We start from the raw sequence: 12010 nt of genomic DNA on the forward strand, positions 1-12010 counted from the left end.
ATCCTTATACGTTCATTATCTCCTTTTCTCATGCCTTTTTTGTTTGGCGCAATCATCTAATTAGTCGAAAACAGAAAAAATAAGGGAGGAAACTCACATGTTTAAAAAGGCTTTTGGTGTACTACAAAAAGTCGGTAAAGCATTAATGCTTCCTGTTGCGATCTTGCCTGCAGCGGGACTACTGCTTGCGTTCGGTAATGCTCTTCAAAACCCGACGCTTCTAGACATTGCCCCATTCCTTAATAACGGCGGCGTTGAAACCGTTGCCAGCGTAATGGAACAAGCGGGTGGAATTATCTTCGGAAACCTGGCACTGCTCTTCGCAGTCGGTGTTGCCATCGGATTGGCCGGTGGAGAAGGGGTTGCCGGATTAGCGGCGATCGTTGGTTTCTTGATCATGAACGTCACAATGGGTACTGTAGAAGGACTGGCTATTCCTGATGTAACAGGCGACGGAGTAGATCCTGCCTACGCACTTGTCCTTGGGATCCCGACGTTACAAACGGGTGTATTCGGCGGTATCATCGTCGGTATACTTGCAGCTTATATGTATAACCGCTTCTTCCAAATCGAACTTCCTTCATACTTAGGATTCTTCGCAGGAAAGCGATTCGTTCCAATTGCAACAGCAGCATCTTCAGTTGTATTAGGATTATTGATGTTATTGATTTGGCCTCCGATCCAGGAAGGGCTGAACACATTCTCAAACTTCATGCTCGGTGAAAACAGAGCATTTGCAGCATTCGTATTCGGTGTAATTGAACGTTCACTTATTCCATTCGGATTACACCACATTTTCTATGCACCATTCTGGTTCGAATTCGGTTCTTACACATCTGCAGCGGGAGACGTTGTACGTGGAGACCAGGCAATCTTTATGAAACAAATTCAAGATGGTGTACAAGACCTGACAGCAGGTACATTCATGACTGGTAAATTCCCATTCATGATGTTCGGTCTTCCGGCAGCGGCATTGGCGATCTACCAAGAAGCTAAACCGGAACGTAAAGCAGTTGTAGGTGGAATCATGGCGTCTGCTGCCCTGACTTCATTCTTAACAGGTATCACAGAGCCAATAGAATTCTCATTCTTATTCGTAGCTCCTGTACTATTCGGTATCCACACGATCTTCGCAGGTCTTTCATTCCTGACGATGCATCTGTTAGATGTAAAGATCGGTATGACATTCTCAGGTGGATTAATTGACTACGTACTATTCGGACTGATCAATCCACAAACAAATGCTTGGATCGTCATCCCTGTAGGTATCGTATTTGCATTCATTTACTACTTCGGATTCCGTTTCGCGATCCGCAAGTTCAACCTTATGACACCAGGTCGTGAAGATGTGGATGAAGATGATGACGCACCGGCAAGCTCTGCTGGAGATCTTCCATACAACATCCTTGAAGCAATGGGTGGACAAGAAAACATCGCTCACCTGGATGCATGTATCACACGTCTGCGTGTTTCTGTAAATGACGTAAAACAAGTTGATAAAAACCGTCTGAAAAAATTAGGTGCATCAGGAGTCCTTGAAGTTGGAGACAACATCCAGGCGATCTTCGGACCGAAATCAGACACAATCAAATCACAAATGCAAGACATCATCCGTGGAAAAGCACCACGCAGAGTAGAAACAAGCGCAAATGAAGAAGTAGAACAACAAATCGAAGAAGTGAACCCTGAAGCACTTCAAACAGAATTGGAAAACGAAAAGTTCGTTGCGCCAATCACTGGTGAAATCAAAGACATCACAGAAGTACCTGACCAAGTATTCTCAGGCAAAATGATGGGTGACGGTTTCGCAATCGTACCGACAGAAGGAACAATCGTTTCTCCTATTACAGGTAAAGTCGTAAACGTCTTCCCGACAAAGCATGCCATCGGACTTGAGTCCAAAGCAGGCCGTGAAGTATTGATCCACGTGGGGATCGACACAGTCAAACTGGAAGGTAAAGGATTCGAAGCGCTAGTAAAAGAAGGTGACCAGGTAGAAGCAGGTCAACCATTACTAGAAGTAGATCTTGACTACATCAAAGAAAACGCACCTTCTATTATGACGCCGATTGTCTTCACTAACCTGAAAGAAGGAAAACAGGTAACACTCGAGAAGTCTGGTAATGTAAATCGCAACGACGAAAACATCATTAAAATCGACTAATCGATCAGAACGGCCCATTCTCCGTTAGGGGAGTGGGTCGTTTTTTTGTTTTTGTTTTGAGAGGTTTCTTGTGATTAACGGGTTTGATGAGGTTCCGCTTTCTTAAATTTTAGGCGGGGACATTTATATCTATCATACTTCTATTGAAAGACACCTCGCGTTTGATAGGGATGAAAGTTTAGGGATTCGTTAGAGTGAAAAGGAAGTTTTTAAAATAAATCTATTAAAACCATTGACGAAAGTCTAATAGCTTGATATACTTTAAAAACCGTCGCAAGAGAGCAGCGGGTTACATAATAGACAACAGCAAGTTTTAAAAAACATTTTAAAAAAGTTGTTGACAAACACACTGCATTCTTGATATGATGGTCAAGTCGCTTCGAGAGAAGCACTTACACATTGAACCTTGAAAACTGAACAAAACAAGACAATACGTCAACGTTAATTCTAGATTTATTTTAAAGAGCTGAGAGGATCCTGGCTCAGGACGAACGCTGGCGGCGTGCCTAATACATGCAAGTCGAGCGGATTGATGGGAGCTTGCTCCCTGTCAAGGTGAGGCGTTTCCGGAATTGTTGTGGCTTTAGCACTTAAGAAGCGCATTAGCTAGGTGGTTCGATGCGTTAGGGTGATCGGCCACAGACTGACTCCTACGGAAAGGGCCGCACGAAAGTCTGACGGAGCAACGCGTGATGAAGGATCGTAAATTAGGGGACAACTAGGGCGGCAACTACCTGCGTGCAGAAGAGGAGCAGGTGGAATTCTCAACCGTGGAGGGTCATTAGAACGAGTGAAATTGCGTAGAAATGCGTATATTTGAGGAACACCAGTGGCGAAGGCGACTTTCTGGTCTGTAACTGACACTGAGGCGCGAAAGCGTGGGGAGCAAACAGGATTAGATACCCTGGTAGTCCACGCCGTAAACGATGAGTGCTAAGTGTTAGGGGTTTCCGCCCCTTAGTGCTGCAGCTAACGCATTAAGCACTCCGCCTGGGGAGTACGGTCGCAAGACTGAAACTCAAAGGAATTGACGGGGGCCCGCACAAGCGGTGGAGCATGTGGTTTAATTCGAAGCAACGCGAAGAACCTTACCAGGTCTTGACATCCTCTGACAACCCTAGAGATAGGGCTTTCCCCTTCGGGGGACAGAGTGACAGGTGGTGCATGGTTGTCGTCAGCTCGTGTCGTGAGATGTTGGGTTAAGTCCCGCAACGAGCGCAACCCTTGATCTTAGTTGCCAGCATTCAGTTGGGCACTCTAGGATGACTGCCGGTGACAAACCGGAGGAAGGTGGGGATGACGTCAAATCATCATGCCCCTTATGACCTGGGCTACACGTGCTACAATGGACGGTACAAAGGGCTGCAAGACCGCGAGGTTTAGCCAATCCCATAAAACCGTTCTCAGTTCGGATTGCAGGCTGCAACTCGCCTGCATGAAGCTGGAATCGCTAGTAATCGCGGATCAGCATGCCGCGGTGAATACGTTCCCGGGCCTTGTACACACCGCCCGTCACACCACGAGAGTTTGTAACACCCGAAGTCGGTGAGGTAACCTTTGGAGCCAGCCGCCTAAGGTGGGACAGATGATTGGGGTGAAGTCGTAACAAGGTAGCCGTATCGGAAGGTGCGGCTGGATCACCTCCCTTCTAAGGAAGATTTACTAAAACGTTTGACAGTCGAAGTTTTGTTCAGTTTTGATGGTTTAATTATCATCAAAACTTTTTGTCTCTTCTGAGACAGAAATTTGTTCTTTGAAAACTAGATAAAGATAAATTGATAGTCAAGAAAATTACCGAGTATCGCCATTTTAGGTTTTAAACCTTATGTAACAACCAATTCGGTTAAGTTATGAAGGGCGCACGGTGGATGCCTTGGCACTAGGAGCCGACGAAGGACGGGACTAACACCGATATGCTTTGGGGAGCTGTAAGTGAGCTTTGATCCAGAGATTTCCGAATGGGGGAACCCATTGTTCGTAATGGAACAATATCCATACTTGAATACATAGAGTATGGAAGGCAGACCCAGGGAACTGAAACATCTAAGTACCTGGAGGAAGAGAAAGCAATTGCGATTCCCTGAGTAGCGGCGAGCGAAACGGGATGTAGCCCAAACCAAGAGGCTTGCCTCTTGGGGTTGTAGGACACTCTATACGGAGTTACAAAGGAATGGGGTAGACGAAGAAGTCTGGAAAGACTCGTCAAAGAAGGTAACAACCCTGTAGTCGAAACGTCATTCCCTCTTGAGTGGATCCTGAGTACGGCGGAACACGTGAAATTCCGTCGGAATCTGGGAGGACCATCTCCCAAGGCTAAATACTACCTAGTGACCGATAGTGAACCAGTACCGTGAGGGAAAGGTGAAAAGCACCCCGGAAGGGGGAGTGAAATAGAACCTGAAACCGTGTGCCTACAAGTAGTCAGAGCCCGTTAACGGGTGATGGCGTGCCTTTTGTAGAATGAACCGGCGAGTTACGATCCCATGCAAGGTTAAGTTGATAAGACGGAGCCGCAGCGAAAGCGAGTCTGAATAGGGCGAATTGAGTATGTGGTCGTAGACCCGAAACCAGGTGATCTACCCATGTCCAGGATGAAGTTCAGGTAACACTGAATGGAGGTCCGAACCCACGCACGTTGAAAAGTGCGGGGATGAGGTGTGGGTAGCGGAGAAATTCCAATCGAACTTGGAGATAGCTGGTTCTCTCCGAAATAGCTTTAGGGCTAGCCTCATGTGTAAGAGTCTTGGAGGTAGAGCACTGTTTGGACTAGGGGCCCTCATCGGGTTACCGAATTCAGACAAACTCCGAATGCCAAAGACTTATCCATGGGAGTCAGACTGCGAGTGATAAGATCCGTAGTCGAAAGGGAAACAGCCCAGACCACCAGCTAAGGTCCCAAAGTATACGTTAAGTGGAAAAGGATGTGGAGTTGCTTAGACAACCAGGATGTTGGCTTAGAAGCAGCCACCATTTAAAGAGTGCGTAATAGCTCACTGGTCGAGTGACTCTGCGCCGAAAATGTACCGGGGCTAAACGTATCACCGAAGCTGTGGATTGACACCTTTAGGTGTCAGTGGTAGGAGAGCGTTCTAAGGACTGCGAAGCTAGACCGTAAGGACTGGTGGAGTGCTTAGAAGTGAGAATGCCGGTATGAGTAGCGAAAGATGGGTGAGAATCCCATCCACCGAATGCCTAAGGTTTCCTGAGGAAGGCTCGTCCGCTCAGGGTTAGTCGGGACCTAAGTCGAGGCCGATAGGCGTAGACGATGGACAACAGGTTGATATTCCTGTACCACCTCTTTTCCGTTTGAGCAATGGGGGGACGCAGGAGGATAGGGTAAGCGCACTGCTGGATATGTGCGTCTAAGCAGTTAGGCTGATGATGAGGCAAATCCCGTCATCGTGAAGGCTGAGCTGTGATAGCGAGCGAATTATAGTAGCGAAGTTCCTGATTCCACACTGCCAAGAAAAGCCTCTAGCGAGGAAAAAGGTGCCCGTACCGCAAACCGACACAGGTAGGCGAGGAGAGAATCCTAAGGTGAGCGAGAGAACTCTCGTTAAGGAACTCGGCAAAATGACCCCGTAACTTCGGGAGAAGGGGTGCTCTGGTAGGGTGCAAGCCCGAGAGAGCCGCAGTGAATAGGCCCAGGCGACTGTTTAGCAAAAACACAGGTCTCTGCGAAGCCGTAAGGCGAAGTATAGGGGCTGACGCCTGCCCGGTGCTGGAAGGTTAAGAGGAGTGCTTAGCGCAAGCGAAGGTGCGAATCGAAGCCCCAGTAAACGGCGGCCGTAACTATAACGGTCCTAAGGTAGCGAAATTCCTTGTCGGGTAAGTTCCGACCCGCACGAAAGGCGTAACGATCTGGGCACTGTCTCAACGAGAGACTCGGTGAAATTATAGTACCTGTGAAGATGCAGGTTACCCGCGACAGGACGGAAAGACCCCGTGGAGCTTTACTGTAGCCTGATATTGAATTTTGGTACAGCTTGTACAGGATAGGTAGGAGCCTTGGAAACCGGAGCGCCAGCTTCGGTGGAGGCATCGGTGGGATACTACCCTGGCTGTATTGAAATTCTAACCCGCGCCCCTTATCGGGGTGGGAGACAGTGTCAGGTGGGCAGTTTGACTGGGGCGGTCGCCTCCTAAAGAGTAACGGAGGCGCCCAAAGGTTCCCCTCAGAATGGTTGGAAATCATTCGCAGAGTGTAAAGGCACAAGGGAGCTTGACTGCGAGACCTACAAGTCGAGCAGGGACGAAAGTCGGGCTTAGTGATCCGGTGGTTCCGCATGGAAGGGCCATCGCTCAACGGATAAAAGCTACCCCGGGGATAACAGGCTTATCTCCCCCAAGAGTCCACATCGACGGGGAGGTTTGGCACCTCGATGTCGGCTCATCGCATCCTGGGGCTGTAGTCGGTCCCAAGGGTTGGGCTGTTCGCCCATTAAAGCGGTACGCGAGCTGGGTTCAGAACGTCGTGAGACAGTTCGGTCCCTATCCGTCGTGGGCGCAGGAAATTTGAGAGGAGCTGTCCTTAGTACGAGAGGACCGGGATGGACGCACCGCTGGTGTACCAGTTGTCTTGCCAAAGGCATCGCTGGGTAGCTATGTGCGGAAGGGATAAGTGCTGAAAGCATCTAAGCATGAAGCCCCCTCGAGATGAGATTTCCCATCACGTAAGTGAGTAAGATCCCTAGAAGATGACTAGGTAGATAGGTCAGAGATGGAAGCATGGCGACATGTGGAGTTGACTGATACTAATCGATCGAGGACTTAACCACAAAGAGTCATATTTATATGAACAACAGGCTGATATTCGGCTTTCTTGACATCAATTCTTTATCTAGTTTTGAAGGAACAAACCTTCAATTAAATATTCGTCTGGTGATTATGGCGAAGAGGTCACACCCGTTCCCATGCCGAACACGGAAGTTAAGCTCTTCAGCGCCGATGGTAGTTGGGGGATCTCCCCCTGTGAGAGTAGGACGTCGCCAGGCAAATAGTAGGAAAGAGCAGCTCTTTAGGGGGCTGCTTTTTTTTGTGTTGGTTTTTTTGGAGTGGGGGCTTCCGGGGATGGTGGTCAGAGCTTGATTGGGTTGGTCGTGGGGAGCAGGAAGACGAAACAGGCGAAGAGATTTGCGGTACATCATTAGTAGCAGTTTTAGCGAAGATATTAGTTAGGGTTCGATATTAGACAGTTGGCCGTCGCCAGGCGAATAGTTAGAAGGGTGGCTCTTTGAGAGTTACTCTTTTTTAGTTGGTTTGAATGTGGGAGGGGAATGGTTGGTGAGAAGGGGGGCTCCCGGGGAATGAACGTTGTAGGGAGGTATAGAGCTAATATTGGTAAAACGGAGACTGATATAGATTGTGAGGAAATGGGCAATATTGTTAAAAGACTCATAAACCAAGTAAAGTGACGCATAAACGACCCAAAGAGACGCAAAAAAGAAAAAAACGACGCATAAATTTTTAAAATGACGCAATAACCACCGAAAACGACGCATAAATCGTTGGGGGGCCCTTTCTAATCATGGAATCAGCATGACTTTCAAGGGTTGCCGGCCCCAAATCATCAGTTGTGGAGAGAAAATCGACTCAAGTGCTTCATATTTAAGAGAAAAGATAGTCAATTTTTAATAAAAACCAATTCAAACTATATATGCTCACAAATTCACAATCATGAAGAGCACCATTCCCCCAAAAAAACTACAGCACCCTACCCACCCCTTCCAAAAACAACCAAATCAATTTCTTTTCCCCAAATGGTTCATATTCTGTCTTTTTTCTAGTAAAATAGGAACTTAATTTGAGCATACTACTGGTAGTAGTGAAGAGAGGAGCATCTTGGTGTTAGACAATAGTTTTATGATGGTCGCAATCATTTTAATCATCAATGTTGTGTATGTATCCTTTTTTACGATCAGAATGATTTTGACGTTGAAGGGTTATAGGTATATTGCGGCCTTTGTGAGTACGTTTGAGGTTGTCATTTATGTAGTAGGTCTTGGACTGGTGCTTGATAATCTGAATGAGATCCAGAATTTGATTGCCTATGCTGTCGGTTATGGTCTGGGTGTCATTGTCGGGATGAAGATTGAGGAGAAGCTTGCTCTTGGGTATATTACGGTGAATGTGATTACGAAGGAGTATGATAAGGCGCTTCCGAATGAGCTTCGTTCACGTGGATACGGGGTGACGAACTGGGAAGCGAATGGCCTTGAGGGGAACCGGATGGCGTTGCAGATCCTGACTCCCCGGAAGTATGAGATGAAGCTGTATGATACAATTAAGGAGCTTGATCCGAAGGCGTTCATCATTGCCTATGAACCGAAGGCGATTCACGGCGGGTTCTGGGTGAAGACGGTCCGAAATATTCGTAAAGGAAAGTTAAAAGAATGAGTAAAAAGAAGTTACTGTTTGAAGTGCAGGAAAATGAGACGATTTCCGACTGCCTCGATCGTATGAAGGAAATGGGATATATGCCGGTGAGGCGGATGGAGAAGCCCGTTTTTGAAGAGCAGCGGGAAGGGAATCAAACCGAGTATGTCCCTATTAGGCAGACAATTGTGTTTGAAGGGAAGAAGATTGAAGAGTAAACGCTTCAAAGCCGAACATTAATTTTCAGACATTTATTATCGTTCGATTTTTCGTTGACAGAGTGTCTATATCACGTTATGATGAAGACAAATAAACCGAACACCCTCATATAATAATGGGAATATGGCCCATGAGTCTCTACCTGACTACCGTAAATGGTCGGACTATGAGGGAAAGTAGATGTCTGGATACGGATGTCAAGGTATGGCCCCGGGCCTTATTTAGGGGACCCTTGTCTGTAAAATACCCAGATCAATTGCTTTCTCTCATGAAGTGGAGAGCAGTTGATCTGGGTATTTTTGTGTGATGGGGATTCGGATATACTACGGGAGGTGCCTGTCACCATTATGATTTCAGTGATCATGGGGAGTACGTCGGACTGGGAAACGATGAAGCATGCGTGTGAGGTATTGGAGGAGCTCGAGGTTCCGTTTGAGAAGCGGGTTGTATCGGCTCACAGGACACCAGATTATATGTTTGAGTTTGCAGAAGGTGCGAGAGAGAAGGGCGTGAAGGTGATCATTGCAGGTGCAGGGGGCGCAGCCCATCTCCCTGGGATGGTGGCCGCGAAGACGACGCTGCCTGTGATCGGGGTGCCGGTTCAGTCGAAGGCGCTGAACGGGATGGATTCATTGCTTTCGATCGTACAGATGCCTGGCGGTGTTCCGGTTGCGACTGTGGCAATCGGGAAGGCCGGGGCGACCAATGCGGGACTTCTGGCAGCACAGATTCTTTCGGTTGAAGATGAAGGGTTGGCGGCAAGGTTGGATGAACGACGTGAAGCGCTGCGGGAAAAAGTGATGGAAAGTAGTGATGACCTTGAATAAGAAAAGGATACTACCGGGACAGATGATCGGAATCATTGGAGGCGGACAGCTCGGCAGGATGATGGCCCTTGATGCGAAGTTAAGAGGCTTTCGGGTGGCGGTGCTCGACCCTTCCCCAGACTCACCGTGTGCCCAGGTGGCAGATCTTGTGATCACGGCAGGCTTCGACCAGTATGATGCACTGTACAGGCTGGCGGAAGAGTGTGATGTGATTACATATGAATTCGAGAATATTGATTATGAGGCCTTGAAGTGGCTGTCAGAACGGGCCTACGTACCTCAGGGAGCCGAGTTGATCCGGATCACGCAGGACCGGATCATGGAGAAGGAAGCGTTGACGCTTGCAGGGGTGAAGGTGGCTCCTTATGCTGTGATTAAACAACAGAAGGATATCTATGATAATATAGAAAAGCTTGGCTATCCAGTGGTTCTGAAAACAGCCCGTGGCGGTTATGACGGGAAAGGGCAGTATGTGATACGGGAAGCGGATGGAATAGAGGAAGCTGCACGGTTATTGGAGAACGGTCCATGTGTGCTGGAGAAATGGATTCCATTCGAGAAAGAGCTATCCGTGATCATGACGCGAAATCCCGACGGACAGCAGACGAATTTTCCGGTTGTGGAGAACATTCATGTTGATAATATCCTGCATGAAACGATCGCACCGGCGAGGGTGACGGAAGAAACGGCAGATAAAGCGATCGAGATGGCGAAGCGGATCAGTGAGACGCTTGATCTTGTAGGGACGCTTGCGATTGAGATGTTCCTGACAAGTGATGGGGACATCTACATCAATGAGCTTGCACCAAGGCCGCATAATTCTGGCCACTACTCAATCGAAGCATGTGATTTCTCTCAGTTCGCCCAGCACGTCAAGGCTGTCTGCAACTGGCCCCTTGTTCAACCTGTCTTATTAAAGGACGCTGTGATGGTTAACCTATTAGGAGAGCATATCGAGCCTATTATGAAGGCTGTTCCAAATCATCCAGACTGGTTCATCCATTTATACGGGAAGGATGTACCGAAGCCGAAACGGAAAATGGGTCACGTCACGCTGTTAACGAACGATGTGGAAGAGACGTTGACCGATATAGCGGAAGCTGGAATTTGGAAGGTGCAAGAAAAGATCGGAGGACAAAAGGTATGATAGAACGTTATACACGCCCTGAAATGGGGGCAATTTGGACAGAAGAAAATCGTTTTCAAGCTTGGCTTGAAGTGGAAATCCTGGCTTGTGAAGCATGGGCTGAGATCGGTGACATTCCGAAAGAGGATGTTGCGAAGATCCGTGAGAACGCCGGGTTCAATGTGGACCGGATTAAAGAAATCGAAGAAGAAACCCGTCACGATGTGGTGGCATTTACAAGAGCGGTATCTGAAACGCTTGGGGAAGAAAGAAAATGGGTTCATTACGGACTGACTTCAACAGACGTTGTGGATACGGCACTTTCGTATCAGCTGAAGCAGGCGAACGAGATCATTTTAAAAGATTTGGAGCGCTTTGTGGAAATCTTGAAGAACAAGGCGATAGAACATAAGCATACGGTCATGATGGGACGTACACATGGTGTCCATGCTGAGCCGACGACTTTCGGTTTGAAGCTTGCCCTGTGGTATGAAGAGATGAAACGTAACGTGGAGCGCTTTAAAGCGGCAGCTGACGGCGTGGAGTTCGGTAAGATTTCCGGTGCGGTCGGAACGTATGCGAATATCGAGCCATTTGTTGAATCGTACGTGTGTGAAAAGCTTGGCATCAAGCCGGCACCAGTTTCCACTCAAACACTTCAGCGTGACCGCCATGCCCATTACATGGGGACGCTTGCCCTGATTGCGACGTCCATCGAGAAGTTTGCTGTTGAGGTCCGCGGTCTTCAAAAGAGTGAAACACGTGAAGTGGAAGAATTCTTCGCGAAAGGCCAGAAAGGGTCGTCGGCGATGCCTCATAAACGTAACCCGATCGGTTCTGAGAACATGACGGGAATGGCCCGGGTGATCAGAGGATACATGATGACAGCTTACGAGAACGTGCCGCTGTGGCATGAGCGGGACATCTCTCATTCATCAGCAGAGCGTGTGATCCTGCCGGATGCAACGATCGCCCTTAATTACATGTTGAACCGTTTCGGAAATATCATCAAGAACTTGACGGTGTTCCCGGAGAATATGCAGCGTAATATGGACCGTACACTAGGCCTGATCTATTCCCAGCGTGTGCTTCTTGCCCTGATCGATAAAGGCATGACCCGCGAAGAAGCCTATGATACGGTGCAGCAAGCTGAAAGCAATGACTGCTTCGATTACAATTATCACTTAAAGCATGTAGATACAATTTTTGAACGTTGCGGCTTGGTATAAGTCCTTCTGATAAAAGAATAAGGCAGGGGTTTTTAACGGAATCCCTTCCTTTTTTTATGAAAATATAGAC

Annotated in this window: 6 protein-coding genes, 3 rRNA genes and 1 riboswitch; all 9 genes read left to right on the forward strand. The window is 47.9% G+C overall.

Features of this window, described 5'->3' with window-relative positions; all coding sequences use genetic code 11:
• The first annotated feature begins 97 nt into the window (after positions 1-97).
• The 9 genes from ptsG to purB all read left to right on the forward strand — a co-directional run bounded on the left by ptsG (position 98) and on the right by purB (position 11940).
• Positions 98-2164 carry a glucose-specific PTS transporter subunit IIBC gene (gene ptsG / locus KH172YL63_RS01890; RefSeq protein WP_173104521.1) on the forward strand — a complete coding sequence of 689 codons (2067 nt, stop codon included), beginning with the start codon at positions 98-100 and terminating at the stop codon, positions 2162-2164.
• A 455-nt stretch (positions 2165-2619) separates the two neighbouring features.
• Positions 2620-3812, forward strand: a 16S ribosomal RNA gene (locus tag KH172YL63_RS01895).
• A 193-nt stretch (positions 3813-4005) separates the two neighbouring features.
• A 23S ribosomal RNA gene (locus KH172YL63_RS01900) occupies positions 4006-6942 on the forward strand.
• Positions 6943-7041: 99 nt separating this feature from the next.
• A 5S ribosomal RNA gene (gene rrf / locus KH172YL63_RS01905) occupies positions 7042-7158 on the forward strand.
• The 16S, 23S and 5S rRNA genes sit together here, the layout of an rRNA operon.
• Positions 7159-8026: 868 nt before the next feature.
• Positions 8027-8560, forward strand: coding sequence for a DUF2179 domain-containing protein (locus tag KH172YL63_RS01910; RefSeq protein ID WP_232066178.1), 534 nt, complete (start codon positions 8027-8029; stop codon positions 8558-8560).
• The gene (locus tag KH172YL63_RS01915) at positions 8557-8757 is read left to right on the forward strand and encodes an NETI motif-containing protein (RefSeq protein ID WP_173104522.1); all 201 of its coding nucleotides are present in this window, start codon (positions 8557-8559) and stop codon (positions 8755-8757) included. Before KH172YL63_RS01910 ends, KH172YL63_RS01915 begins: the two co-directional genes overlap by 4 nt.
• A gap of 86 nt (positions 8758-8843) precedes the next feature.
• Positions 8844-8945: riboswitch (purine riboswitch) on the forward strand.
• A gap of 160 nt (positions 8946-9105) precedes the next feature.
• Positions 9106-9585, forward strand: coding sequence for a 5-(carboxyamino)imidazole ribonucleotide mutase (gene purE, locus KH172YL63_RS01920; protein WP_173104523.1), 480 nt, complete (start codon positions 9106-9108; stop codon positions 9583-9585).
• Positions 9572-10732 (forward strand): 5-(carboxyamino)imidazole ribonucleotide synthase, encoded by a 1161-nt coding sequence (purK, locus tag KH172YL63_RS01925; protein ID WP_173104524.1) that lies wholly within the window; start codon positions 9572-9574, stop codon positions 10730-10732. Before purE ends, purK begins: the two co-directional genes overlap by 14 nt.
• Positions 10729-11940 (forward strand): adenylosuccinate lyase, encoded by a 1212-nt coding sequence (gene purB, locus KH172YL63_RS01930; protein WP_173104525.1) that lies wholly within the window; start codon positions 10729-10731, stop codon positions 11938-11940. The genes purK and purB overlap by 4 nt, the downstream gene beginning before the upstream one ends.
• Positions 11941-12010: the final 70 nt, after the last annotated feature.

The organism is Bacillus sp. KH172YL63 (assembly GCF_011398925.1).
Lineage (GTDB): Bacteria > Bacillota > Bacilli > Bacillales > Bacillaceae_B > Rossellomorea.

What these genes read in the sequence shown, in the direction of transcription:
- ptsG (WP_173104521.1), top strand. Translation starts at nt 98, where the DNA reads ATGTTTAAAAAGGCTTTTGGTGTACTACAAAAAGTCGGTAAAGCATTA.
- KH172YL63_RS01910 (WP_232066178.1), top strand. Translation starts at nt 8,027, where the DNA reads ATGATGGTCGCAATCATTTTAATCATCAATGTTGTGTATGTATCCTTT.
- KH172YL63_RS01915 (WP_173104522.1), top strand. Translation starts at nt 8,557, where the DNA reads ATGAGTAAAAAGAAGTTACTGTTTGAAGTGCAGGAAAATGAGACGATT.
- purE (WP_173104523.1), top strand. Translation starts at nt 9,106, where the DNA reads ATGATTTCAGTGATCATGGGGAGTACGTCGGACTGGGAAACGATGAAG.
- purK (WP_173104524.1), top strand. Translation starts at nt 9,572, where the DNA reads ATGACCTTGAATAAGAAAAGGATACTACCGGGACAGATGATCGGAATC.
- purB (WP_173104525.1), top strand. Translation starts at nt 10,729, where the DNA reads ATGATAGAACGTTATACACGCCCTGAAATGGGGGCAATTTGGACAGAA.